The organism is Variovorax sp. 05N34, assembly GCF_056397405.1.
The window spans coordinates 401,387-426,984 of the sequence record NZ_JBFTNI010000006.1; the positions used below are offsets into that span (position 1 = coordinate 401,387).

General features: G+C 64.7%; 25 protein-coding genes. 19 read left to right on the forward strand and 6 right to left on the reverse strand.

The features are described 5' to 3' along the window. The first annotated feature begins 32 nt into the window (after nt 1-32). The gene (locus AC1DMA_RS18895) at nt 33-1,763 is read left to right on the forward strand and encodes a peptidoglycan D,D-transpeptidase FtsI family protein (RefSeq protein ID WP_478145170.1); all 1,731 of its coding nucleotides are present in this window, start codon (nt 33-35) and stop codon (nt 1,761-1,763) included. A gap of 30 nt (nt 1,764-1,793) precedes the next feature. On the opposite strand, the gene AC1DMA_RS18900 is transcribed toward AC1DMA_RS18895, so the two are convergent. After that, nucleotides 1,794-2,699 (reverse strand): LysR family transcriptional regulator, encoded by a 906-nt coding sequence (locus AC1DMA_RS18900; protein ID WP_478125631.1) that lies wholly within the window; start codon nt 2,697-2,699, stop codon nt 1,794-1,796. A 109-nt stretch (nt 2,700-2,808) separates the two neighbouring features. Here AC1DMA_RS18900 and gcl point away from each other — a divergent pair, with 109 nt between their 5' ends. The 8 genes from gcl (at nt 2,809) to AC1DMA_RS18940 (ending at nt 12,576) form a co-directional block, all read left to right on the forward strand. Beyond that, entirely contained in the window at nt 2,809-4,602 is a 1,794-nt protein-coding gene (gene gcl / locus AC1DMA_RS18905) for a glyoxylate carboligase (protein WP_478145171.1), read from the forward strand. A 33-nt stretch (nt 4,603-4,635) separates the two neighbouring features. Next, the gene (gene hyi / locus AC1DMA_RS18910; protein ID WP_478145172.1) at nt 4,636-5,415 is read left to right on the forward strand and encodes a hydroxypyruvate isomerase; all 780 of its coding nucleotides are present in this window, start codon (nt 4,636-4,638) and stop codon (nt 5,413-5,415) included. Between the two features lie 45 nt (nt 5,416-5,460). Next, nucleotides 5,461-6,357, forward strand: coding sequence for a 2-hydroxy-3-oxopropionate reductase (locus AC1DMA_RS18915; protein ID WP_478145173.1), 897 nt, complete (start codon nt 5,461-5,463; stop codon nt 6,355-6,357). A 682-nt stretch (nt 6,358-7,039) separates the two neighbouring features. Further along, the gene (locus tag AC1DMA_RS18920) at nt 7,040-9,340 is read left to right on the forward strand and encodes an NADP-dependent malic enzyme (protein ID WP_478125627.1); all 2,301 of its coding nucleotides are present in this window, start codon (nt 7,040-7,042) and stop codon (nt 9,338-9,340) included. 153 nt (nt 9,341-9,493) lie between these two features. Beyond that, entirely contained in the window at nt 9,494-10,522 is a 1,029-nt protein-coding gene (locus tag AC1DMA_RS18925; protein WP_478145174.1) for an ABC transporter substrate-binding protein, read from the forward strand. Between the two features lie 11 nt (nt 10,523-10,533). Further along, entirely contained in the window at nt 10,534-11,394 is an 861-nt protein-coding gene (locus tag AC1DMA_RS18930) for an ABC transporter ATP-binding protein (RefSeq protein ID WP_478125625.1), read from the forward strand. A gap of 16 nt (nt 11,395-11,410) precedes the next feature. Next, nucleotides 11,411-12,181, forward strand: coding sequence for an ABC transporter permease (locus AC1DMA_RS18935; RefSeq protein WP_478145175.1), 771 nt, complete (start codon nt 11,411-11,413; stop codon nt 12,179-12,181). A gap of 80 nt (nt 12,182-12,261) precedes the next feature. Continuing rightward, on the forward strand, nt 12,262-12,576 hold the full coding sequence (locus tag AC1DMA_RS18940; RefSeq protein ID WP_478145176.1) for an EthD family reductase: 315 nt from the start codon (nt 12,262-12,264) through the stop codon (nt 12,574-12,576). 28 nt (nt 12,577-12,604) lie between these two features. Here AC1DMA_RS18940 and AC1DMA_RS18945 read toward each other — a convergent pair whose 3' ends face one another. Then, complete coding sequence (locus AC1DMA_RS18945; RefSeq protein WP_478145177.1) at nt 12,605-13,003, reverse strand: OsmC family protein; 399 nt, start codon at nt 13,001-13,003, stop codon at nt 12,605-12,607. A 47-nt stretch (nt 13,004-13,050) separates the two neighbouring features. Further along, nucleotides 13,051-14,094 (reverse strand): aromatic ring-hydroxylating dioxygenase subunit alpha, encoded by a 1,044-nt coding sequence (locus AC1DMA_RS18950; protein ID WP_478145178.1) that lies wholly within the window; start codon nt 14,092-14,094, stop codon nt 13,051-13,053. A 298-nt stretch (nt 14,095-14,392) separates the two neighbouring features. On the opposite strand from AC1DMA_RS18950, the gene AC1DMA_RS18955 reads away from it, so the two are divergent. The 8 genes from AC1DMA_RS18955 (at nt 14,393) to AC1DMA_RS18990 (ending at nt 21,002) form a co-directional block, all read left to right on the forward strand. Beyond that, entirely contained in the window at nt 14,393-15,421 is a 1,029-nt protein-coding gene (locus AC1DMA_RS18955) for an ABC transporter substrate-binding protein (RefSeq protein ID WP_478145179.1), read from the forward strand. Beyond that, a complete protein-coding gene (locus tag AC1DMA_RS18960) occupies nt 15,418-15,939 on the forward strand; it encodes a nucleoside deaminase (RefSeq protein ID WP_478145180.1) in 522 nt (173 codons plus the stop codon). Before AC1DMA_RS18955 ends, AC1DMA_RS18960 begins: the two co-directional genes overlap by 4 nt. A 26-nt stretch (nt 15,940-15,965) precedes the next feature. Further along, nucleotides 15,966-16,313: a winged helix-turn-helix domain-containing protein gene (locus tag AC1DMA_RS18965; protein WP_478145181.1), complete on the forward strand. Its 348-nt coding sequence runs from the start codon at nt 15,966-15,968 to the stop codon at nt 16,311-16,313. 140 nt (nt 16,314-16,453) lie between these two features. Further along, on the forward strand, nt 16,454-17,137 hold the full coding sequence (modB, locus tag AC1DMA_RS18970) for a molybdate ABC transporter permease subunit (protein ID WP_478145182.1): 684 nt from the start codon (nt 16,454-16,456) through the stop codon (nt 17,135-17,137). Between the two features lie 18 nt (nt 17,138-17,155). After that, the gene (modA, locus tag AC1DMA_RS18975; protein WP_478145183.1) at nt 17,156-17,917 is read left to right on the forward strand and encodes a molybdate ABC transporter substrate-binding protein; all 762 of its coding nucleotides are present in this window, start codon (nt 17,156-17,158) and stop codon (nt 17,915-17,917) included. Next, nucleotides 17,914-18,693 (forward strand): ABC transporter ATP-binding protein, encoded by a 780-nt coding sequence (locus AC1DMA_RS18980; RefSeq protein WP_478125615.1) that lies wholly within the window; start codon nt 17,914-17,916, stop codon nt 18,691-18,693. Before modA ends, AC1DMA_RS18980 begins: the two co-directional genes overlap by 4 nt. Before the next feature lie 27 nt (nt 18,694-18,720). Then, nucleotides 18,721-19,551, forward strand: a complete 831-nt coding sequence (locus AC1DMA_RS18985; protein WP_478145184.1) for an urease accessory protein UreD — start codon at nt 18,721-18,723, stop codon at nt 19,549-19,551. 26 nt (nt 19,552-19,577) lie between these two features. Continuing rightward, a complete protein-coding gene (locus AC1DMA_RS18990) occupies nt 19,578-21,002 on the forward strand; it encodes an MFS transporter (protein ID WP_478145185.1) in 1,425 nt (474 codons plus the stop codon). A gap of 20 nt (nt 21,003-21,022) precedes the next feature. Here AC1DMA_RS18990 and AC1DMA_RS18995 read toward each other — a convergent pair whose 3' ends face one another. Further along, nucleotides 21,023-21,967 (reverse strand): VTT domain-containing protein, encoded by a 945-nt coding sequence (locus AC1DMA_RS18995; protein WP_478125612.1) that lies wholly within the window; start codon nt 21,965-21,967, stop codon nt 21,023-21,025. A gap of 132 nt (nt 21,968-22,099) precedes the next feature. Continuing rightward, nucleotides 22,100-23,311 carry a YVTN family beta-propeller repeat protein gene (locus tag AC1DMA_RS19000; protein ID WP_478145186.1) on the reverse strand — a complete coding sequence of 404 codons (1,212 nt, stop codon included), beginning with the start codon at nt 23,309-23,311 and terminating at the stop codon, nt 22,100-22,102. 133 nt (nt 23,312-23,444) lie between these two features. On the opposite strand from AC1DMA_RS19000, the gene AC1DMA_RS19005 reads away from it, so the two are divergent. Together AC1DMA_RS19005 and AC1DMA_RS19010 are read left to right on the forward strand one after the other, a co-directional pair. Next, nucleotides 23,445-24,020: a sigma-70 family RNA polymerase sigma factor gene (locus AC1DMA_RS19005; protein WP_478125610.1), complete on the forward strand. Its 576-nt coding sequence runs from the start codon at nt 23,445-23,447 to the stop codon at nt 24,018-24,020. Next, nucleotides 24,007-24,687 carry an anti-sigma factor family protein gene (locus AC1DMA_RS19010; protein ID WP_478145187.1) on the forward strand — a complete coding sequence of 227 codons (681 nt, stop codon included), beginning with the start codon at nt 24,007-24,009 and terminating at the stop codon, nt 24,685-24,687. The genes AC1DMA_RS19005 and AC1DMA_RS19010 overlap by 14 nt, the downstream gene beginning before the upstream one ends. 19 nt (nt 24,688-24,706) lie before the next feature. Here the strand turns inward: AC1DMA_RS19010 and urtE are convergent, their stop codons facing one another. Then, a complete protein-coding gene (urtE, locus tag AC1DMA_RS19015) occupies nt 24,707-25,399 on the reverse strand; it encodes an urea ABC transporter ATP-binding subunit UrtE (protein ID WP_478145188.1) in 693 nt (230 codons plus the stop codon). Nucleotides 25,400-25,598: the final 199 nt, after the last annotated feature.

The window sequence follows — 25,598 nt, forward strand, 5'->3', positions numbered from 1 at the left end:
AACCCATCGGCACCCATCGGAATCCACCGTCAATGAATCGAACCGGGCGCAGCGTCCAATACGCAACCAGTCCCCTCCTCGCGAGCAAAACCCCCGTCTGGCGCAGCAAACTGATCGTGGCYGCGATCGCTTTCGGCTTTCTCGTACTGGCCGCGCGCGCGTTCTACGTGGAAGTGATCGGCAACGAGTTCTTCCAGCACCAGGGTGAAGTGCGCTTCGCCCGGACGCTTGAACTGCCCGCCAATCGCGGCCGCATTCTGGACCGCAACGGAGTCATCCTGGCGTCCGACATTCCGGCGCCCAGCATCTGGGCGATTCCCGAAGACGTCGACCCCGCCGATCCAGCCACGCAGCCGAAGATGAGGAAACTGGCCGAGCTGCTCGGCATTCCACTGGCCGAACTCACGCGCAAGCTGAACGCGGACGACAAGAGCTTCGTCTGGCTCAAGCGCCAAGTGGACGACACCGTCGCCAAGCAGATCGCAGGGCTCGACATCAAAGGCATCTACCAGCGGCGGGAGTACAAGCGCCAATACCCCGAAGGCGAAGCTGCGGCGCATGTGGCGGGCTTTACCAATATCGAGGATGTCGGCCAGGAAGGCGTTGAACTCGCCTTCGACAAGCAACTGGCCGGCAAGTCCGGCTCGCGCCGCGTGATCAAGAACCGCCTCGGCGCAGTGGTCGAGGACGTCGGCGAACAGGTGCCGCCCATCGAAGGCCATGACATTCAGCTCAGCCTGGACGACCGGATCCAGGCGGTCGCCTACGAAAAGCTGCGCGATGCCGTGATCGCGAACAAGGCCAGGGCAGGCAGCGCCGTCGTGGTCGACGCCAACACGGGTGAACTGCTCGCGATGGCCAACTATCCGAGCTTCGACCCCAACGACCGGCACAGCCTCAACGGCGAGCAGCTGCGCAATCGCGCGATGACCGACGTGTTCGAACCCGGGTCGACGATGAAGCCCATCACCGTCGCCACGGCGCTGCAACTCGGCCGCGTCACGCCGCAGACGATCATCGACACCAATCCGGGCCGGATCACCGTGTCTGGCGCGACCATCCACGACGACGAGAACTTCGGCGTCCTGACAGTCGAAGGCGTGATCCAGAAATCCAGCAACGTCGGTGCGACCAAGATTTCGCAGCGCATGACGCCCAAGGAAATGTGGGATTCGTTCACCTCGCTCGGATTCGGGCAAAAGCCGCAAACGGTATTCCCCGGCGCAGTGACCGGGCGCCTGCGGCCTTACAAGTCGTGGCGCCCGATCGAGCAGGCCACGATGTCGTATGGCTACGGGTTGTCAGCCTCGCTCTTTCAGATCGCCCATGCCTACACGGCGTTCGCCAATGGCGGCAAGGTCATTCCGATCACGATGCTCAAGTCCGACGAACCGCCGGTCGGCGTGCCGGTGTTCTCATCACTGGTTGCAAGCCAGGTGCGCAAGATGATGCACATGGCCGCCGCGCCCGGAGGCACCGCGCCACTCGCGCAGACCGAAGGCTATTCGGTCGGCGGCAAGACCGGCACCGCCCACAAACAGGTGGGCAAGGGCTACGCCAGCAACAAGTACCGCGCCTGGTACACCGGCATGTCGCCTATCGACAAGCCGCGCGTCATCGTCGCGGTGATGATCGACGAGCCCAGCGCGGGCAAGTACTTCGGCGGGCTGGTCGCCGCGCCGGTGTTCAGCCAGGTGGTGCAGCAGACGTTGCGCATTCTGAATGTCTTGCCAGATCTGCCGGTCGCGTCGCAGGCGCATTGATGCACGGACGCATCGACGCACTGCATTGCGTCAGCCGCTGGTCCACCACCTCTCCCCAAAACGCCCCTGCAGGAAAGCCACAAAGCTCGACACCTTCCCCGGCACGAGCTTGGGCGAGGGAAACACCGCGTGGATTTCCTGCTCGGCCAAGGCGTGGTCGGCGAGCACTTCGACAACGTGCCCCGTGGCAAGTGAGTCGCTCGCCACATAACGCGGCATCAGCGCGATGCCCAGCCCCGCACGCGCGGCGGCCAGCACTGCCGACACATTGTTCGAGCGCAACCGGCCTGACACTGGCACCGTGACCGGCTCGCCCCTCGGCGTGTGCAGGTGCCAGACATCGTCGCCCACCACACTGCTGTAGATCAACGCCACGTGGGCGCTCAGGTCCTGCGCCTTCTTCGGCATTCCGTGCTCCTTCAGATAGTCCGGCGCCGCGACCATCACCCATGGATTCATGCCGAGGAACCGCGCACCCAGGGACGAATCGGCGAGCTTGCCCATGCGGATCGCCACATCGATGCCCTGCGCAACCAGGTCGACGTAGCGGTCCTCGAAGCTCAGATCGACTTGCACCTGCGGATGGCGCGCCATGAATTCGAGCGCAAGCGGCACCATCACGCGGCGACCAAAGGCCGTCGAAGTGCCGATCCGCAGCAATCCTTGCGCCTGCGACTGCCGCAACTTGACGACGCTTTCCGCTTCCTCGGCGTCGCGCACGATCGCCTTGCACTTCTCGTAGTACAGCGCGCCGGTCTCGGTGAGGCTCACGCCGCGCGTATTGCGGTTGAGCAAGCGCGCCTTCAGCCGGGTCTCGGTCGCCGCGATCTGCTTTGTCACGGTCGGCTGGGTCGTATTGAACTCGCGCGCCGCCTTGGAGAAGCTTCCGGTCTCCACCACGCGCACGAACATCTCCATTGCAAGCAGTCTGTCCATTCGCGGATCGTAGCCAGTTATTCCGCCTTGGAATAGGTTTTATGGCCCCCTGCCGTCTTCTGCCGGATGCCTCGAATTCCTAAAGTGCAAGCACCCAAGGAGAACAGACATGACAAAGATGACCGCGGCCCAAGCCGCCGTGCTCGTGATGGAAAAAGAAGGCGTGACGCAAGCCTTCGGCGTGCCCGGCGCCGCCATCAACCCGCTGTATTCGGCCCTGCGCAGGCAAGGCAGCATCGCGCACATCCTGGCGCGCCACGTCGAGGGTGCCTCGCACATGGCGGAGGGCTATACGCGCGCCGTAGCCGGCAACATCGGCGTGTGCATCGGCACTTCCGGCCCGGCGGGCACGGACATGATCACCGGCCTCTACTCGGCGTGGGCAGATTCGATCCCGATCCTCTGCATCACGGGCCAAGCGCCGCGCGCGCGGCTCTACAAGGAAGACTTCCAGGCGGTGGACATCGAATCGATCTCCAAGCCGGTGACCAAATGGTCGGTCACGGTGCGCGAGCCCGGCCAGGTGCCGCAGGTCTTCCAGCAGGCCTTTCACCTGATGCGCTCGGGCCGACCCGGCCCGGTGCTCATCGACCTGCCTTTCGACGTGCAGATGGCGCAGATCGAATTCGACATCGAGGCCTATACGCCGTTGCAGCCCTACAAGCCGGCTGCCACGCGCGCCCAGATCGAGAAGGCGATTGCGATGCTGAATGCGGCAGAGCGTCCGCTGATCGTCGCGGGCGGCGGCATCATCAACGCCGATGCGAGCGAACTGCTGGTACGTTTCGCCGAAGCCACCGGCGTTCCGGTGATCCCCACGCTCATGGGCTGGGGCGTGCTCCCGGACGACCATCCGCTCATGGCGGGCATGTGCGGCCTTCAGACGAGCCACCGCTATGGCAACGCGACGATGCTCGCCAGCGATTTCGTGCTCGGCATCGGCAACCGCTGGGCCAATCGCCACACGGGCTCGGTCGAGGTCTACACCAAGGGCCGCACCTTCGTTCACGTCGACATCGAGCCCACGCAGATCGGCCGCGTGTTCACGCCCGACTTCGGCATCGTGTCGGACGCGAAGGCGGCGCTCGAACTCTTCGTGCAGGTCGCCGAGGAAATGAAAGCCAAGGGCCGCCTGCCCGACCGCGGCGAATGGGCCAGCGACTGCCGTGATCGCAAGAAGACCATGCTGCGCAAGACCAACTTCGCGGATGTGCCGATGAAGCCGCAGCGCGTGTACCAGTGCATGAACAACAACTTCAGCCACGACACCTGCTATGTCAGCACGATCGGCCTTTCGCAGATCGCGGCGGCGCAGTTCCTGCACGTCTACAACCCGCGCCACTGGATCAACTGCGGCCAGGCCGGCCCCTTGGGCTGGACCATTCCGGCCGCCCTGGGCGTGCGTGCGGCAGACCCCGCCCGCAAGATCGTTGCGCTCTCGGGCGACTACGACTTCCAGTTCATGATCGAAGAACTCGCCGTGGGTGCGCAGTTCAAGCTGCCTTACATCCACATCGTGGTCAACAACTCCTACCTCGGATTGATCCGCCAGGCGCAGCGCGGCTTCGAGATGGACTATTGCGTGCAACTGGGCTTCGACAACATCAATGCCGGAGAAGACAGCGGCGTCGAGCGCAGCTACGGCGTCGACCATCTCAAGGTGGTCGAAGGCCTCGGCTGCAAGGCGATCCGCGTCTACAAGCAGGAAGAGATGACGCCGGCAATCAAGCAAGCCGAGAAGCTGATGGCCGAGTTCAGCGTGCCGGTGGTGATCGAGGTGATGCTCGAGCGGGTGACCAACATTGCAATGGGCACCGAGATCGACGCCATCAACGAGTTCGAGGCGCTTGCCGAAAGCCGCGAAGACGCACCGACGGCCATTGCCGCTTCGATGCTCGACTGACTGGTCATTTCCGATTCCCGAGGAGACAAGACAATGCCCAAATTCGCAGCCAATCTGACGATGCTGTTCAACGAGCTGCCATTCATGCAGCGCTTCGAAGCCGCTGCCAAGGCGGGATTCAAGGCGGTCGAATACCTGTTCCCATACGCCTACGACAAAAAGGACCTGGCCGCTGCACTGCGCACCAACGGCCTCGAACAGGTGTTGCACAACCTGCCAGCAGGCAACTGGGAAGGCGGCGAACGCGGCATCGGCTGCCACCCCGATCGCACCGCGGAGTTTCGCGAAGGCGTGGCACGCGCCATCGACTATGCGACAGCGCTTGGATGCCCGCAGGTCAACTGCTTGCTCGGCAAGTTGCCCGATGGCCTGACATCCGCCGACGCACGCAAGGTAGTGGTCGACAACCTGCGTTTCGCGGCGAACGAACTGCAGAGCGCGGGCATCCGGCTGCTGATCGAACCCGTCAACAGCTTCGACATTCCCGGCTTCTATCTGACCCGAACCGACCAGGCGCTGTCGTTGATCGAAGAGGTCGGCTCGCCCAACCTGCTGCTGCAGTACGACATCTATCACGCGCAGCGGATGGAAGGCGAACTCGGCAACACATTGACCAAGAACATCACGCGCATCGGCCACATCCAGCTGGCCGACAACCCCGGCCGAGGCGAGCCGGGAACGGGCGAGATCAACTATCCGTGGCTCTTCAATCACATCGATTCGCTGGGCTACTCCGGCTGGATCGGTTGCGAATACAAGCCGCGCGGCACGACCGTCGAAGGCCTCGGATGGCGCTCGGCGCTCGCTCACTGACCCACAAGGCAATACGGCCATGAGGCCACAAGGGATCTTCAAGACATGTCCAACAGCAACGCACAGAAAATCGGCTTCATCGGTCTCGGCATCATGGGAGCGCCCATGGCGGCCCACCTGCTCGATGCGGGTCATCAGCTCTATGTGAACACGCGCGGCACCACGCCAGAGCCCTTCGCCTCGCGATCGATGGTTTGCGCTTCGGCAACCGAAGTCGCGCGGCAAGCCGATATCGTCTTCATCATGGTGCCGGACACGCCCGACGTGGAGAAGGTGCTGTTCGGCGAAGGCGGCGTGGCGGCGGGCCTGTCCAAAGGCAAGATCGTCGTCGACTGCAGTTCCATCGATCCGATCGCAACCAAGGGCTTCGCCCGCCGGATCATCGACCTTGGATGCGGCTATGTCGACGCACCGGTTTCCGGCGGCGAAGTGGGCGCGAAGGCAGCAAGCCTCACGATCATGTGCGGCGGCGACGAAGCAAGCTTTGGCCGCGTCCGCCCCCTCCTCGAAAAGATGGGCAAGAACATCACGCTGGTCGGCGGCGTCGGCGATGGCCAGGTGTGCAAGGTCGCCAACCAGATCATCGTGGCGCTCAACATCGCGGCAGTCGGCGAAGCACTGGTGTTCGCGTCGAAGGCCGGCGCCGATCCTGCCAAAGTTCGGCAGGCCCTGATGGGCGGCTTCGCGTCGTCGCGCATCCTGGAGGTGCATGGCGAGCGGATGATCAAGCGAACCTTCGCACCCGGTTTCCGGATCGCTCTGCACCAGAAGGACTTGAACCTGGCCCTGCAAGGCGCGCGATCGATCGGCGTGGCACTTCCGCAGACCGCCAGTGCGGCACAGCTCATGAATGCTTGTGTGGCGCTCGGCCATGGGCAGGAAGACCATTCAGCGCTGGTGCGGGCGCTCGAGGCCATGGCGCAGCATGCCGTGGCTTCTTGAGGCTCTTCGAAGAGTTTGATGGGGGGGGGTGGCGGAGGCGGGCGGTGTGCCCTGGGCCGGCCGACGTCACCGGCCGCTGCGCGGCTTCCCTGCGCTGCTCACGGTACGCGGGGTCCGCGCGAAACTCGCCTACGGCTCAAACACGCGCAGCCCTGATCCGCGTACCGCTGCGCTGCTCGGCGGTGCCTCAACGGCCGGCCCAGGGCACACCACCCGCCTCCGCTGGTAGGTTGGGGGTAGTTTGTCCGCCGCCATCGCCGTCACCAGCGCGCAGGCCATGGACGTTCGAGACGCGCGCATCAGCCGCACAACCACTGAGCCCGGTATGCGGTGTGGGCTGTGGCGACCCTTCTGTGCCGCCGAAGCGCGGAGCGTCGGGCGGATCAGGGCCGCGTGTGTTTGAGCGCAGCGAGTTTCACGCGGACCCCGCCCGACGTGAGCACTGCAGGGAAGTCCGAAGGACCGGCACAGCGGGGTCGCCACAGCCCACACTGCATACCGGGCGGCCCCCCAAAAGGCCCACCCCCGCTTCACCAACGCCCCACTCGCCCTACCCAACCCTCCCTCGTTCCACAGATGAATAATCCAGAAAAAAAGCAGAGCAACTACCACCCCCATTCCCCCCTCACGAACCAAAGTTTGGGTTAGCCTCTCTCTTAGCCAAGAAGCAAGGAGACACCCGATGGCCAACGCACTTTCCCCCGCCGAAGAGGCCCTGCGCGATGCAGCACGCGAATATCACCGCTCGCCTGTCAGAGGCAAGATCTCGATATCGCCCACCAAGCCTCTCCTGAACCAACGCGACCTGTCCCTGGCCTACTCCCCTGGTGTCGCCTATCCCTGTCTGGACATCGAGGCCGACCCGTCGCTTGCGGCCGAATACACCTCTCGCGGCAATCTCGTCGGCGTCGTCACCAATGGCACTGCCGTGCTCGGACTCGGCAACATCGGCCCGCTCGCCAGCAAGCCCGTCATGGAAGGCAAAGGCTGCTTGTTCAAGAAATTTGCCGGCATCGACGTCTTCGACATTGAGCTTGCTGAAAACGACCCCGACAAGCTCGTCGAAATCATTGCCGCGCTCGAGCCCACTCTGGGTGGCATCAACCTTGAAGACATCAAGGCGCCCGAGTGCTTCTACATCGAGAAAAAGCTGCGCGAGCGCATGAACATCCCCGTGTTTCATGACGACCAGCACGGCACGGCCATCATCTCCGCCGCAGCGCTGATCAACGGTCTCGAGCTTGTCGGCAAGAAGATCGAGAACGTCAAGATTGCAGTGTCCGGCGCCGGCGCGGCCGCCATCGCGTGCCTCGACGTCATGGTGGGCCTGGGCGCCAAGCGCGAGAACATCTACGCTGTCGACTCCAAGGGCCTGATCTACGTCGGCCGGCCCGGTGGCTTCGATGATTCGAAGACGCGCTATGCGCAGAAAGACACCGGCGCCCGCACGCTGGCGGACGTCATGAAGGGTGCGGACGTGTTCCTCGGCTGCTCGGCGCCCGGCGTGGTCTCGCAAGACATGGTCAAGAGCATGGGCAGCCAGCCGATCATCCTGGCGCTTGCCAATCCGGAGCCCGAAATCAGGCCCGAACTTGCCAAGGAAGTTCGGCCGGATTGCATCATCGCCACCGGCCGCTCGGACTATCCGAATCAGGTCAACAACGTGCTGTGCTTTCCGTACATTTTCCGTGGCGCACTCGACTGCGGCGCCACCAAGATCACGGAAGAAATGAAGCTGGCTTGCGTGCGCGAGATTGCCGAACTCACCAAGGCGGACATCAGCGAAGAAGTCGCCACGGCTTATGCCGGCCAAGAACTCGCTTTCGGCGCCGACTACATCATTCCCAAGCCCTTCGACTCGCGCTTGATTTTGCGCATTGCGCCGGCGGTTGCCAAGGCCGCGCAAGCCTCCGGCGTGGCTACCCGCCCCATCGAAGACCTGGAAACCTACCGCCAGCACCTGACACGCTTCGTCTACCAGACCGGCATGTTCATGCGCCCCGTGTTCACGGCGGCCAAGTGCGCGGTTGCGAAGCGCGTCGCCTTTGCCGAAGGCGAGGATGACCGCGTGCTGCGCGCCGCTCAGCTGGCTGTCGACGAAGGTCTTGCCAAGCCCATCCTCGTGGGCCGCCCGGCGGTCATCGAATCACGCATCCAGAAGGCAGGCCTGCACATCAAGCTGGGCACGGACGTCGACTGCGTCGACCCTGAAGACGATCCGCGCTTCAGGACCTACTGGGAGGCTTATCACAAGATCATGGGCCGCCGCGGCATCACGCCAGAGGCATCGAAAGCCATGGTGCGCCGCTCCAATACGACCATCGCATCGCTGATGGTCCACCTCGGCGATGCGGACGCCATGCTGTGCGGGCTGGTGGGTCGATTCGACAGCCACCTGCGCATCCTGCACAACGTGCTCGGCCTGAAGCGCGGCGCACCGGGCTTCGCGACGCTGAATGCGCTCACGCTGCAGAAGTACACGCTGTTCATCGCCGACACCAACGTGCATGAGGATCCAAGCGCCGAAACGCTCGCAAACATCGCCTTGATGGCCGCGGAGGAAGTGCGCCGCTTCGGACTGCCGCCCAAGGTGGCATTCCTGTCGCACTCGAACTTCGGCTCTTCCGAGCGCGGATCGGCCCGCAAGATGCGACAGGCACGCGACCTGTTCGCGAAGATGGCGCCCGACATCGAATGCGACGGCGAAATGCACGGCGATGCCGCGTTGTCCGAAGAGGTACGTCGCAAAGCCCTGCCCGAAAGCCCGCTGACGGGCGAAGCCAACCTGCTGATCTGCCCGAACCTGGACGCCGCCAACATCCTCTTCAACGTCCTGAAGATGACCGGCGGAAACGGCGTCACGGTCGGCCCGATCCTCATGGGTGCCGAAGGTCAGGCGCACATCCTGACGCCTTCGGCCACTGTGCGGCGGGTGGTCAACATGACGGCGCTCGCGGTCGCGAACGCGAACTCGTCCAGGTAGGCACTGGTACTGCCTGCTATCCGGTGGGCGGGAGCCATCGGCACGGAGCCACCGGTCTGGTGGCCGTGGCTCACTGAAAGGGTTCGCACCAAGTGCGTGCAGGCATCGTTTTTGCTTCAATTCCGTGCATTCACCAAAACACGGAATCTCTGCATGAACAAGCGCCAACTGCTTCAGTCCTTCCTCGCCGCCTCGGCACTCAGCTTCGGCCTGGGCGTCGCCCACGCCGAGACGACACCGATCAAGTTCCAGCTCGACTGGCGCTTCGAGGGACCCGGCGCTTTCTTCACGCATCCGGCGGCCAAGGGCTACTTCAAGGCGAACGGGCTCGACGTCACTGTCGACGCCGGCAATGGCTCGGGCGGCGCCGTCACGCGCGTGGCTTCGGGCGCCTATGACATGGGCTTTGCCGACCTCGCGGCGCTGATGGAGTTTCACGCCAACAACCCCGACAGCCCCAACAAGCCCGTCGCGGTGATGATGGTCTACAACAACACACCCGCTTCGGTCATGGCGCTCAAGAAGAGCGGCATTACCAAGCCCACCGACCTCACCGGCAAGAAGCTCGGCGCACCCGTGTTCGATGCCGGCCGCCGCTCTTTCCCGATCTTCGCCAAGGCCAACAACATCGGCGCGGTGAACTGGACCGCCATGGACCCGACGCTGCGCGAAACCATGTTGATGCGCGGCGACATCGATGCCATCACCGGCTTCACCTTCACCTCGCTGCTCAACCTCGAAGCGCGTGGCGCCAAGACGGCGGACGTGGTGATCCTCCCCTATCCCGACTTCGGCGTGAAGCTCTACGGCAACGCCATCATCGCGTCGCCCAAGCTCATCAAGGAAAACCCCGCCGCGGTGAAAGCCTTCCTCGTGGCCTTCACGAAGGGCGCGAAGGAAGTGATCGCCAATCCTGCCGTGGCCATCGAATCCATCAAGGCCCGCGACGGCATCGTCAACAGCGAACTCGAAACGCGCCGCCTCAAGCTCGCGATCGACACCGTGGTCAACACGCCGGACGCACGTGCGGAGGGCTTCGGCCAAATCAATACCGGCCGTCTCGCGTTGATGGCCTCGCAGGTGTCGGACGCTTTCGGCACCAAGACCCGCGTGAACCCCGACGCGGTGTGGAACGGTTCGATGCTGCCCACGTCCACCGATCTCAACATTCTTCGCAAGTAATGAAGGGGTCAATGAAGGGGGCGGACACCACACCCCTGGTCACGCCCTTTGTCGATTTCCAGGACGTCTGGCTCGCCTACAACGAAGAGTTGCTGCGCGCCAATCACTTCGCAGTCGAGGCGATCGACCTCAAGGTCAACCGCGGTGAATTCATCGCCATCGTCGGGCCCTCGGGCTGCGGCAAGTCGACCTTCATGAAGCTGACGACGGGTCTCAAGATGCCCTCGATGGGCAAGATCCGCATCGACGGCGCGCCTGTCACGGGCCCGCTCAAGATTTCGGGGATGGCCTTCCAGGCGCCATCGCTGCTGCCGTGGCGGACCACCGTGGACAACGTGCTGCTGCCGCTCGAGATCGTCGAACCCTACCGCTCGACCTTCAAGGCCAGGCGCAAGGAATACGCGGAGCGCGCAAGGCGGCTGCTTCAGAAGGTCGGGCTTGGCGGCTATGAGGACAAGTTCCCATGGCAGCTCTCCGGCGGCATGCAGCAGCGCGCGAGCATCTGCCGTGCGCTGATCCACGAACCCAAGATGCTGCTGCTCGACGAGCCCTTCGGCGCGCTGGACGCCTTCACGCGGGAGGAGCTCTGGTGCATCCTGCGCGACCTCTGGACGGAGCAGCAGTTCAACGTGATTCTGGTCACGCACGATCTGCGCGAATCGGTGTTTCTGGCCGACACCGTGTACGTGATGAGCAAGAGCCCCGGCAGGTTCGTCGTGAAGCGCCACATCGACCTGCCCCGCCCACGCGAACTCGAACTGACCTACACCAAGGAGTTCACCGACATCGTGCTCGAGCTGCGCAGCCACATCGGCGCGATCCGAAGCACCACCCCGGCGACGGCACAAGCGCCCGCCACAGCCCCGCAGTGAAAGCCCGCAGGACAGGATGAAAAACAAGAAGCAAATCGAACGCTGGTCGCCCTGGCTGCTGCTGGTCGCCGTCATCGTGCTGTGGCAGGTCATCTGCTCAGGCTTTGGCGTGTCGGAATTCATCTTTCCGAGCCCCTGGCGCATCTGGACGCAGTTCTGGGAATTCAAGGAAATCATCGCGGCCCATGCGTGGCGCACCTTCTGGGTCACGATGGCGGGCTTCGGCATCGCCATCGCGGTTGGCGTGTTGATGGGCTTCGTGATCGGCAGTTCGCGCATTGCGTATGCGGCGGTGTATCCGCTGATGACGGCCTTCAACGCATTGCCCAAGGCGGCATTCGTGCCGATCCTCGTCGTGTGGTTCGGCATCGGCATCGGGCCGGCGATCCTCACGGCGTTTCTCATCAGCTTCTTCCCGATCATGGTCAACATCGCGACGGGCCTCGCGACGCTTGAACCGGAGCTGGAAGACGTGCTGCGCGTGCTCGGCGCCAAGCGCTGGGACGTGCTGGTGAAAATCGGCCTGCCGCGATCGCTGCCGTATTTCTACGGTTCGCTCAAGGTCGCGATCACGCTGGCCTTCGTCGGCACCACCGTCTCGGAGATGACGGCCGCGAACGAAGGCATCGGCTACCTGCTGATTTCCGCCGGATCATCGATGCAGATGGGCCTGGCCTTTGCGGGCCTGATGGTGGTGGGTGCGATGGCGATGGGGATGTACGAGGTCTTCAGCGCGCTTGAAAAGCACACCACGGCGTGGGCGCATCGCGGTTCGCAGAATGAGTGAGCGAGTGACTGAACCTGAATGACACTCGACGCCGTGAGCGGCATCTCCTATGCTTGCCTGCTTGCACACAGGAGACCCTCATGATCAAAGTCAGCGTCATGTACCCGCATTCCCCCGGCGCCCGGTTCGACCACGACTACTACCGTGACTCGCACATGCCGATGCTCAAGCGACTGATGGGCGATGCCTGCAAGTCCTACACGATCGACAAGGGCATCGCCGGCGGCGCACCCGGCGCGCCGCCCGTGTACGTGGGCATGTGCCACATCTTCTGCGACTCGGTCGAAGCTTTCCAGGCGGCCTTCGGCCCGCACGCGAAGGAGATCATGGCCGATGTCGCGCACTACACCGACCTGAAGCCGGCGATGCAGATCAGCGAAGTGGTCGTCGGCTGAACTTCCGGCTCCGCAGCGCCCTTTTCCGTCAGACGAGGCGCGTCTCGATCTCGGTCTTGACTTCGGTCATCAGCCGGTGCAACGGGCACTTGGCCGCCACGCGCAGCAACTCGGCGCGCTGCTCTTCGCTGAGATTGCCCGTCACTCGCAATGACGTGTCGAGCCGGTAAGTGCCTTGGCGCTCCTGGGCGTCGTCGCGGTCGACGATCACCTCGATGTCCTCTACCGGGATGCCCTTGCGCTGCGCGTAGACGAGCACCGTCAGCGCCTTGCAGGCCCCCAGCGATGCGTCATAGAGGTCATGCGGCGAAGGCCCCGCATCGTGCCCGCCTGCCGATGGCGCGGCATCGATCGGAATCTCGTGCGCACGGATCTTGACGATGTGCCGGGTGCCAGTAATGCCGTCGCGGCGTACCGTGATGCTCATGGAGGTCTCCTGATGGTCCAGCCAGCATGGTAGCGACCCGGCGGACTTCAGCCATGCACTTCGGCCTCGCCGTGCCTGGCGAGCAACTGCATCAGGTGTTTGCGAATCAGCATCCCCGGCCGGTCCGATTCCATTGAATATTCGACACCGCGGCGCCGCGTGTCGACCAGCGCATCAGGGTCGGTGGATTCAAGAATGTCCTTGTCCTCGCGCGTGATCTCCTCGTCGAAGTCGATGAGCATCCGAGCAGGGCAATCGGCTTCCGTGTCGTTGCGAAACAGCCATTGGCACAGCTGCATGCGGCCATCGTCGATGGGCGTGAAGCAGTTGATGATGATGTGGCGAATGCCCGAGGGATACTCGATGTCGAGCCGGCGTGAGAACGGCAGGAAGTAGGCGTTGCGCATGTGCCGCGTGGTGATCGGATCCGTGACGCCGCTGATCGCATGGAACTTCGCCGGGTTGGCCGCCTGGATGACGGTCTCCGCATAAAAGCCGTTGTCTTTCTCGATCAGCTCGTACTTGCTCGGTTGCGGGCTGGCCGCCACGCCGAAAGTCGCGCGGTGTACGAAGCTGAAATGCGAGTTGTCGAAGGAATTCTCCAGCGCGCGCATGGGGCTGGTCTTCCACTCTTCATGGAACTGCAAGATCGTGCGAAAGGCTGGATCGTCAAACTCGGGGATGTCCGGAATCGGCGCGATCGGCGCTTCGAGCGCCACCCACGCGTAGCCGTAGCGCGCAGTGCAGTGGTAGGCGGTGGTCCTGTAGTCGGGCGAGATCTTCCGATCGGGCTCGTACTGCGGGATGCGGATCACCTGTCCGCTCCGGTCGTACGTCCATCCGTGATAGCCGCACTGGAGCGCCCCCTGCCCGCAAGACTTGCCCTCGCCGTCGACGCACCAGCCCCTCGAAAGCTTTGCGGTGCGATGGCAGCAGCGATCGCGCAATGCGGCAGGTTCGCCTTTGGCGTCGAGGAAGAGCACGATGTTTTCGCCCAGCAGCGTGAAGGGCTTCGGCCCCTGCTGCAGGTCTGCCAGTGGCATGACGGCATGCCAGAACTTGCGGAAGACGGGTTGTTGCGTGACGAGCATGAAAAGACTCCTTCGGGTGTGCGCACAGACGACCATGAAAGAGCAATTTCCCACCGCAAGCCGCCTGTGATTCCAGGCGCGCCGGGCTGAACGCTTCTACTCTGCGCAGCTTCTCACGCAAGTTGCAGGCCCGCATTCCGCCGTGTTCGGCTGGCACGCGTCATGCAATGACACTTCCAAGAGTAGAAGCGTTCAGCTGCGCACGCATCTCACGCATGCGCCGCCCGGAAATTGCTCTTGAAGCGACCCGCCGCGAGACGGGCGATCAAGACCCACGACTTTCCGGAGATCTCCCGTCATGCAACGCCGTACCTTCTTCACTTCCTGCGCAGCCGGGGCCGCCGCCCTCGCCGCTCCCTCTGTGTTCGCGCAGGGTTCGAAGCTCACCCCGCTGAAGTTCACGCTCGACTTCCGCATCAATGGCCAGACGTCGCCCTTCTTCCTCGCCGAGACCAAGGGCTACTACAAGGACGAAGGCTTGGACGTGACGATCGACACGGGTGCGGGCTCGGTCGCCTCGATCACGCGCATCGCAAGCGGCGTTTACCAACTGGGCCTTGGCGACATCAGCTCGCTGATCGAGTTCAATGCGCAGAACCCCGGCACACCCATGGTGCAGGCGGTCTATCAGTACTACAACCGCGCACCGTTCGTGATCATCGGCCGCAAGGACCACGGCGTCGGCGACAACTTCAAGAGCCTTCAAGGCAAGAAAGTTGCCGCCGCAGCGGTGGAGTCGACGCGCCGCGCGTGGCCCCTGGTCGCGCGCAAGCAAGGCATGAGGAGCGACGCATTGCTCTGGCAGACCACCGACTTCAGCGCGCGCGACAACGTGATGGTGCGCGGCGACGTCGATGCGGCCACGTACTTCCATGACTCGGCCGTGTCGCTTTTCGCGCGCATGAAGATGGACGAACTCTCGGTGCTGAAGTATTCGGTTGCGGGCGTCGATTTGTACGGAAACGCCATCCTCGCCAGCAGCAATCTGATTGCGCAGAACCCCAAGGCGGTGGCCGCTTTTCTGCGCGCGACCAACCGCGCAATCGTCGAGACCTTCGCGAACCCGGCGCCGAGCATTGCCGCGATGCGGCAGCGCGAGCCCATCCTCGATGCGAAGGTTGAACTCGACCGCTGGGGCATCACCGCTCAGTACGTGGGCGCGGCGGACGCGCGGGCCGACGGGCTCGGCGCCATTCGCAAGCTCACGCTCGAACAGCAAGTCGACGAAGTGGCCGACGTGTTCGGCCTGAAAAGCAAACCCTCGGCAGATGCCATTTTCAACAGCTCGATGCTGCCTGCGCGCACTGAACGTAGCATTCGCACATGAGCGCACCCAACAAAGACATCTTTCCTCCTGAAACCCCGCTCGACGAACGCGACGGGCGGTATCTCCGCAAAGCCATCGTCTGGTCGCATGCGGCGCGGCGGCGGGGCAACCGGCCGTTCGGCGCCGTGGTGGTTTCCGCCGCCGGCGAGGTGTTGGCTGAAGCCTTCTGCAACACGGCCGAAACCGGCGACGTGACAGGTCACGCCGAAACCAATGCGGTGCGCATGCTGGGCGAACGCAAGCTGTCGCGCGACGAACTGGCCAGCGCAACCCTCTACTCGTCCGGCGAGCCCTGCGTGATGTGCGCGGGCGCTATCTTCTGGTCGAGCATCGGCCGCGTGGTGTTCGGCATCGACGCCGAGCGACTGCGCGTGTTCCGCGGGGAGCACGGCGACCAGCGGGACGCCGAACTGTCGTGCCGGGATGTGTTTCGCTCGTCACCGCATCCGATCGAATGTATCGGCCCGGCGCTGATCGACGAGGCGAGCGCGGCGCACGTCGGGGCGTGGAAGACCTGAACGCGTGATCGATTAACCTCCCCAGCATGAAATCCAAAGTGCAGTTCCGCCTGCGCATCTACAGGGACGACAGCATCGCCATAGGCCCCGGAAAGATCGCCCTCCTCGAAGCCATCGCGGAGACCGGTTCGATCTCGGCTGCCGGACGCCAGCTCGGCATGTCATACCGACGCGCCTGGATGCTGATCGACGAGATGAACCGCGCGCTCAGTTCGCCGGCGGTCAGCACGGCCGCTGGCGGCACCCATGGCGGCGGAACGGCGCTCACCCCCGTCGGCGAACAGCTCGTGCGGCACTACCGCGCGATCGAGAGCACGGCGCGCGTGGCGGCTGCGGCGGACATCACTGCCTTGACGCGCCTGCTGGCGCAATGAATTGCACGAACGGCGCGATCGGCAGCGATCAAAACCCGTTTCGCTGTATCGCTCAGGATATGAGGGCGACCGAGCATTGAGGCCGGCCATAGTGTTTTGACGCTTGCAGAACCGCCGTGCAACAATGCCGTCATTCCCAAATGAACACGACGACCTCGCTGCTTGCTTCGATGGACTGGTCACCGCTGGTGCTGTCGGTGAAGGTCGCTGCATTCGCGACATTGCTGGCCCTGCTGGCCGGCGTGGCGCTCGGATGGGTCTTTGCGCGCAAGCAGTTCCCGGGCTCCACGCTGCTCGAAGCGCTGTTCATGCTGCCGCTCGTGCTGCCGCCGACCGTGATCGGCTACGGCATCCTTGTCGCCGCAGGGCGGCGCAGTCCGCTCGGCAGTTGGCTTCGCGAGCACTTCGACTACACCATCATCTTCAGCTGGCACGGAGCCGTCGTAGCCTCGGCCGTCGTGGCGTTGCCGCTGGTGCTCAAGTCCGCGAGTGCGGCGTTCAATGGCGTCGATCGCTCGCTGGAAGCCGCCGCCAGCACCCTGCGGCAGTCACCGCTTTCGGTTTTTGTGCGCGTGACTCTGCCGCTTGCCTGGCCGGGCATCCTGGCGGGCACCCTGCTGGCATTCGCACGAGCCATGGGTGAGTTCGGTGCCTCCTTGATGGTGGCCGGCTCCATTCCGAAGCAGACGCAGACCCTTTCAATGGCGATCTACGACGCAGCCCAGGCCGGGAACGACGATCTTGCGCTGGTGCTGGTGGTCATCACGTCGCTGCTGTCGATCACCGTGCTGGTTCTTTCCAACCGCTTCTTCTCCCTCCGCTGAATTCGAAGAGTCGCACCCATGCATCTGTCACGTTTCGCCGCATCCGTCACCGCGGTCATATTGGCACTGGCCCTCCCGCTGGACGCCGCCGCCCAGCAGATCACCGTGTCGGCAGCCGCAAGCCTGACGGATGCATTCAAGGAACTCGGGTCGAAGTTCGAGGCCAGCAAGCCGGGCGCGACGGTCCGGTTCAACTTCGCCGCTTCGGGCGTGCTGCTGCAGCAAATCAGCCAGGGCGCTCCTGTGGATGTGTTCGCCAGCGCGGATCAGGAAACCATGAACCGCGCCGCCGACCAGAAGCTGATCGACGCTGCGACACGGAAGAACTTCGCAAGCAACAGTCTGGTCCTCATTGAACCGGCCAAGGAAGGCGTGGGCATCAAGTCGCTGCAGGACCTGAGCGGCGCCGCCGTCAAGAAAATTGCCATCGGCAAGACGGCGACGGTGCCCGTGGGCCGCTACACCAAGGAAGTGCTCGACGCGGCCCATCTCTGGACCTCGCTGGAACCCAGGTTCGTTCAGGCCGACAGCGTGCGCCAGGTGCTCGACTACGTGAGCCGGGGCGAGGCCGAAGCGGGATTCGTCTATCGCACTGATGCAGCAGTCATGGGCGACAAGGTCAAGGTCGTGCTGACTGCGACCGGCCACACGCCGGTGACTTATCCGGTCGCGGTCATCGCCGACAGCAAGGAAAAGAGCCTGGCGCGAGATTTCATCGCCTTCCTTTCGACAGACCCTGCGCAGCAGACGCTGGCGCGATACGGCTTCGGCAAACCGTGATCGATGTCGATCTTCAACTGACTGTCACGGACAACGCCAGGCGTTTCGATCTTGCCGCGCGCTTCGCGACGGATGTTCCTTTCGCGGCACTCTACGGCCCTTCGGGCGCAGGCAAGTCGCTCACATTTCAGGCGATCGCAGGGCTGTTGCACCCGGCTCGCGGCCATGTGCGGCTGGATGGGCGCACGCTGTTCGATTCGACGCGGCACATCGACATCCCAGCGCCCGAACGCCGCATCGGCTATCTCTTCCAGAACTACGCCCTGTTTCCGCATCTCTCGGTGCGCGACAACGTCGCATTCGGGCTCACCTCCTGGCGCCACCGAAGAATGTCGCGTGAAGACAGCGACCGTGTCGAAGCCCTGCTGCGAAGCTTCGACTTGTCCGCCATGGCCGACAGCAGGCCCCGGACGCTCTCTGGCGGCCAGCAGCAAAGGGTGGCGCTGGCTCGCGCACTGGCGTGCCGGCCGCAGGTTCTGCTGTTGGACGAGCCCTTCGCCGCGCTCAATCCAATGCTGCGCAGCAGTGTTCGCCAGGACCTCGCGGTCATGCGCCGCGAGTGGGGTATTCCGGTGCTGATGATCACCCACGACATCGACGACGTGCTCGAACTCGCCGACGTGGCCTTCGTCTATCAGGCGGGCCAGGTCGTGCGCGAGGTCGACTTGCGCAATGGCGGCACGCGCGAGTTCATGGCGCAGAAGCTGGGCGTTCCCCCGCGCAGGGAAGAGACCCCGCTTCGCGGCAAGCTTCGCCGCCTTCTCAGAGGCGAGTAGCGTCACGCTGCCCCTACACTCGCGTTCATGCCATGGCACGCGCGTCTCGAACTCGACTATCAGCTTGAAAACCATCGCAGCGTTGCGCGATTCGCTCACAACGGCCCCCTGCGCATTCTCCAGAGCCTCTATCCGGAGGGCGACGCCGTTTGCCACAACGTTCTGGTCCATCCGCCCGGCGGGCTGGTGGGCGGCGACACGCTGGACATCCGTGTGCGCGCCGCACCCGGCAGCCATGGCCTGATCACCACACCCGGCGCAAGCCGCTTCTACCGCTCTGATGGCGAGCTCGCACTGCAACGCACCGAGCTGGCGCTGGACGCCGGCGCACGCCTCGAATGGCTGCCGCTCGAAGCGATCTGCTTCAGCGGCTGCCGTGCAGAAAACCGGCTGATGCTGCGCGCTGCGCCCGGCGCCGAGTTGATCGGCTGGGATGTCACCGCGCTCGGGTTGCCCAACGCCGGCAAGCCCTTCGAGCAAGGCACGCTGCAGCAGCACATCGAAGCACCGGGGGTCTGGCTCGAACGCGGACGCATCGATGCATCCGACCATCGGCTGCTTCAGAGCCCTGTGGGCTTTGCGGGCAATCGCTGCATTGCGTCGATCTTCTTCGTCGCCGGTTCGCCAATTGCCCGCGAGCGGCGCGAGGCTGCGCTGGACGCCGCACGATCGCTGATCGACGGGCACGCGCTGCAGGAAAGCGCCGGCGCGACCAGCCCGCATGCGGAAATCATCGTCGTTCGCGCGCTCGCGCCGGTGGTCGAACCCGCGATGCAACTGCTGCGCAAGATCTGGATGGCCTGGCGCGCCGAACTCTGGAAGCTGCCCGGCCAGTCGCCGCGCATCTGGGCGATGTAGAAGGACGCGGCCGGACCGAAGCCGACATGGACTCCGCGCGCAGCGACATCCCGGCCCGCCTCGACCGCCTGCCCTGGTCGCGCTGGCACTGGCGCGTGGTCATCGCGCTGGGCGTGGCCTGGGTGCTCGACGGGCTCGAAGTCACGCTGGTCGGCTCCATCGGCAGTGTGCTGGAGCGGTCCGACACGCTGGCGCTCACCGCGGCAGAGATCGGCGCTTCCGGGTCGCTCTACATCGGCGGCGCAGTGATCGGTGCGCTGGTGTTCGGCAGGCTGGCCGACCGGCTGGGGCGCAAGCGGCTTTTCCTGCTCACGCTCGTGATCTACGCGGTCGCCACGCTGGCCACCGCCTTCTCGCCGGGATTCATCTTCTTCGCCGTGTGCCGATTCGCGACGGGGCTGGGGATCGGCGGCGAATACGCGGCCATCAACTCCGCGATCGACGAACTCATTCCGGCGCGCGTGCGTGGCCGCGTCAATCTGGCGATCAATGGCAGCTTCTGGATCGGTGCGGCGCTGGGCGCAGGCCTGAGCCTGTGGCTGCTCGATCCGCGCGTGCTGGGCCCTGTGCTGGGCTGGCGCGCCGGCTTCGCGCTCGGCGCTGTGCTGGCGGTGGCGATCCTGCTCGTGCGGCGTGACGTGCCGGAAAGCCCGCGATGGCTGATGACGCATGGCCGCGCCGCTGAGGCCGAACTCATCGTGCAGCAGATCGAAGCGCAAGTGGCGGCGCAACATGGTCCCCTGCCTGCCGCTGCCGGCCATGTGGCTCTTGGCGGCGGCGCCCGCCCCGGCTGGCGCGAAGTGGCGGGTGTCCTGCTGCGGAAATACCCCCAGCGCAGCATGGTGGCGATGGCGTTGATGATTTCGCAGGCGTTCTTCTACAACGCCATCTTCTTCACTTACGCGCTGGTGCTGACGCGCTTCCATGGGGTCGCGGAAGGCAAGGTCGGGCTCTATATCTTTCCGTTCGCGCTTGGCAACGTGCTGGGGCCGCTGCTGCTGGGGCCGCTCTTCGACCGCGTCGGCCGTCGCCGGATGATTGCGCTGACCTATGTGCTCTCGGGTGTGGGGCTGGCGCTCACGGGCTGGGCTTTCATGCAGGGCTGGCTCGATGCGCGCAGCCAGGCGCTGTGCTGGTCGGCCGTGTTCTTCCTGGCGTCGGCCGCGGCCAGCTCCGCGTATCTCACGGTCAGCGAAGTCTTTCCGCTGGAGATGCGCGCGGTCGCGATATCGATCTTCTATGCGGTGGGCACCGGCGCGGGCGGCTTCGTCGCGCCGGTGCTGTTCGGTGCGCTGATCGAAACCGGCAGCCGAGGCGCCGTCGCCGCGGGCTACGCATTCGGGGCCGTGCTGGTGATCGTGGCTGGCCTGATGGCGCTGCGCTGGGCGGTGGATGCGGAGCGCAAGCCGCTCGAGGAGATTGCGCCGCCACTCGGCACCGAGGGGCACTGAGGGGCACTGACGAGCGCTGATCAGTACTGCAGGGTCGGGTGCCCAGCCTCGACCCAGGCTTCGAGACCGCCTGCAAGCGGGCGGGCGCGCTTCATCCCGCGCGCCAGCAGTGCCTGCGCACCGAGCGCGGCCGAAATCTCATTGGGGCAACTGCAATACAGGATGATCTCGCGGTCATCGCCTTCGAAAGGCAGTCGGGCTCGCCGCTGCTGGATTTCCTTGAGCGAGATCGGCAGCGCACCCGGAATGCGCCTCGGGTCGACCTGCACGCCCCCTTCGCCCCGCACGTCGATGACGATCGGCGGCGGCTCGCCCTCCAGCAACCCGAGCAATTCACCGACGGTCACCCGCGGCAACCCTGTGAGACGCAGCATGACGCGACGCCGCCAATAGCGAAACGCCACGAACACGACCAGCGCAATCACCAATGCAACGACAGCGACTCCGCCTGCCTCTGAAAGCGTGTCCAGCACGGACTGGATCTGGTCGCGGAACAGCCAGCCGAGCGCCAGGAAAATCGCGGTCCACATCAGCGCCCCGGCGGTCTCGAAAGCGAGAAAGCGCAGCGAGCTCATGCCCAGCGCACCGGCCATCGGCGGTGCCACCACCGACACGCCCGGCACGAACTTGGCCGCCACCAGGGAGAGGCCGCCCCAGCGCCCGATCATCGTTTCGCTGCTGCGGACGCAGGAATCGGGCGAGACCGAGATCTTGCAGAGAAGGCGCATGAAGCGATAACCGTAGAGCCGGCCCGCGTAGAACCAGACCCCATTGCCCAGCACGTTGCCCAGCCAAGATGCCGCCACCAGCGCCACGACCACCAGCGGCTGCGCCGCAGCGGCCAGAGCGCCGGCCACCACGAGCAAGGGCGCTGCCGGCAAGGGCAGCCCGATCCGCGAGACGAAAGTGGCGATGAACACCACCGCCACCGCGTGCTCGACCATGAGAGCGGTCAATTGATCCACGCGGCGCTCCCGGGTGGCGATGGGCGAACGGACGGGCGCAATGACATGGCGGGTCTCGGGCTGTGAAAGCAGCCCAGAGCGTAGCGCGTCCGCGATGCCAGCGTGCGCGATCGCCCCGCCGCGGACCGAGGCTCAGTTCACCGTGACGCGCGCCGTCATGTAGGGATGCACGGAGCAGACGTAGTCGTAGACGCCCGCCTTCGAGAAGGTGCGGCTGAAATCCTGCCCCGGCAGCATCAGATCGGTACCCGGTGCGCCGTCCCCAAAGGCAATGCCATGCGGCGCGCCGTCGTGGTTTGTCCACGTCACGCGCTGCCCGGCCGCGACCACCAACTGCGCCGGCCCGAAAGCGAAGTTGTCGATCGACACCTTGGCCGTTGCGCCGCCGCCAGCCGCGTGCTGCACAGCCACCTTGCGCGGTGCCGTACCGACCGGAATCGTCGCCACCGGCCCGCCAGCCAGCGTGACCACGCTCACGTCATTCGACCCCTCGTTGGTAACCATCACCTTCGCGTGGTCGGGCAGCACATCCACCCAATGCGGCTGCTTGCCTACCGAGACGCTGCCGGTGGCCGTCCGCGTGGCCGGGTCGAAGAGCATCAGCTCGCCCGGCCCCTGAACCACCACCACGCCCGAACGCGTGTCCGCGAAGTGGTGCGCCACGTGCGGCGATATGCCGGTCGGAATCTCTCCCATCACCTTGTTCGATGCCGGGTCGAACACCTGCACCGCGCTCACGCCCGCCAGCGTGACATACAGCGCCTTGCCGTCAGGGCTGAATTCGAGATCCCGCGGCGTCTTTTCGACAGGCACGCTGGTCGTCACTGCACGCGACGGCAGGTCGATGACCACCAGCGCGAAGTTGCCGGGCGTCTGCGAAGAGACATAGGCCTGTCGTCCGTCCGGCCGAACCGCGATCGTGTGCGGCTTGGGCACCGGCACCGTGGCCGCGACGTCGTGCGTCTTCGTGTCGACCACCGCTACGCGGTCCTCACCGTTGACTGCGACCAGCAGCCAGCGCCCGTCCGGCGTCAGCGCCACGCCTTGCGGCCCCTTGCCGACCTCCACTGTGCCTGTGACCTTGTCGCTCGCGGTGTCGATCACGCTCAGGCTGGTGGCGCCCGAGCCGCTGACAAACACCTGCGTGTCGTCCCGCGCGACGGCGATGCCGTCCGGTCCGGTAGCCACCGGCACCGTCGCGACGACCCGGCCGGCCGCGGTGTCTATGACGCTGACGGTGTTGTCCTTGAAGTTGCCGACATAGGCCTTGGGGCCCGCAGCAGTGGCGGAGGCCGCCACGCACAGTGCCGTCAGCGCGGCGACGAGGATCGAGGATGGTTTCATGAAGGGACTCCTAAGTAGGGCGAGAAGGAACAGAATCGCCATCACGCATGACGGCCCGAAGCCCTCGCCTATTCCCTGAAAAGTCTCCGGAATAAATCGCCGACCCCGTCCGTCATGCAGGGGAAGGACTTCGTTGAACGACCGCACGCGCCGATTCGAGACCGCGGCCCTGCCGCACCTGCCCGCCGCCTACAACCTGGCCCGCTGGCTGCTGCGCGACGACCAGCAAGCCGAGGACGCGGTGCAGGAGGCCTGCTTGCGCGCGTTTCGCTTCTATGACGACCTGCGCGGCGAAAGCGCGCGGCCGTGGCTTTTGGGGATCGTGCGCAACGCCTGCTATGACGCCATGCGCCAGCACCGTCATCTCGCCGATCAGGTCGAATTCGACGAAGTGCGTGACAGCGGCGTGGACGCGGCCGGCATCGGATCGCGTCCGCGCGACGGCGGCGATCCGGCGATCTCATGGGAACGCCGCGCGCTCGGGCGCCGCGTCGACGCCGCCATCGAGGCGCTCGCGCCGCCGCTCAGGGAGGTGATCGTGCTTCGCGAACTGGAAGAGATGTCGTATGAAGAAATCGCGCGCATCGCCGGGATTCCGGCCGGGACCGTGATGTCGCGCCTTTCGCGCGCCCGCGCCCTTCTGCGAGACGCGCTGCGTGAAGAAGCACCCGCCCCGAAACCTGGAGCCCAGCGCGATGCAAGCACCTGAAGACGACGAACTCGGCTTGCTGATCCGGCGCGAAGCCACCCGGCATGCACCGCCCCAAGCGCTTGCAGATCGGATCCGCGCGCAACTGCGCAATTCGGACGTGCAGCCGATGGCTCATCGGCAGCCGACGGCCCGTTCCTGGCGATGGCTGCAGGCGATCGCGCTTTTCGGAGCCGGTGCGGCCACCGCATGGAGCCTCGCGTTTGCTCTGCTGCTCGCACCCGCTGCGGAGTCGCTCGACGACGCTGTCGCCGACAGCCACGTGCGTTCCCTTATGGCGGCGCATCTCACCGACGTTGCGTCGTCGGACCATCACACCGTCAAGCCTTGGTTTGCCGGCAAGCTCGACTTCTCGCCGCCGGTGGTCGACCTCGCCGCCGAGGGCCAGCCGCTGATCGGCGGGCGCCTCGACTACATCGAAGGAAGGCCCGTCGCTGCGCTGGTCTATCGATCAGGCCAGCACATCGTCAACCTCTTCATCTGGCCTGCCTCGAACGAAAAGGCGAAGCCGCCCCGGATGCTTGTGCGACGAGGCTACAACCTGGTGCAGTGGACGCAGGACGGCATGCAAGTGTGGGCTGTGTCGGATCTGAACGCAGCCGAGTTGCAGGCGTTTGCGAAGCTGGCGCGCGAGCGGATGGCCACTGCGGAACCGCCCGTGCGTTGACAAGGATCAGCGGTCAGCGTCAGATTGCGACCATCTGGCGCACGCCTTGTGCTTCCATGTCCTTGCCCAGGCCGCGGGCAATGACCTCGCCGCGCTCCATCACCAGGTAATCGTCGGCGAGTTCTTGTGCGAAGTCGTAGTACTGCTCGCACAGCAGGATCGCCATGTCGCCACGGTCCGCGAGCATGCGGATCACGCGGCCAATGTCCTTGATGATGCTGGGCTGGATGCCCTCAGTGGGCTCGTCGAGGATGAGGAGCTTGGGCTTCGGTGCAAGAGCGCGGGCAATGGCGAGTTGTTGCTGCTGGCCGCCCGAGAGGTCGCCGCCTCGGCGGTTGAGCATCTGCTTGAGGACGGGGAAGAGGTCGAAGAGCTCCGGAGGGATGGGCGTGCTGCCTGGTTTGTAGGCGAGGCCCATGCGGAGGTTTTCCTCGACGGTGAGGCGGGCGAAGATTTCTCGGCCCTGGGGGACGAAGCCCATGCCTGATCTGGCTCTTTCGTAGGGGGTCTTTTTTTGGATGGGGGTGCCGTTGAATTCGATGGTGCCGCTTTTGATGGGGACCAGGCCCATCAAGGACTTGAGGAGGGTGGTTTTGCCTACGCCGTTGCGGCCTAGGAGGACTGTGACCTTGCCGAGTTGGGCTTGCAGGGTGACGTCTCGGAGGATGTGGGAGCCGCCGTAGTACTGGTGGATGTTTTTTACGGTTAGCACGTTGGGCTCCTCTGGTACGGGGGTGGTTTGTTGTTGTCCGTGTTTGCGGGTTTGAGGGTGGGGGCCGGGACTCGCCCCGGCGGGCGACTTCCTTTTCTTTGCTTCGCCAAAGAAAAGGAAGCAAAAGAAAGGCGACCCTGCTGTGGGCGTCCCTTCGCTGCGCTACGGGCAACCTGCGGTGCTCGCTTTTCGTGGGGTC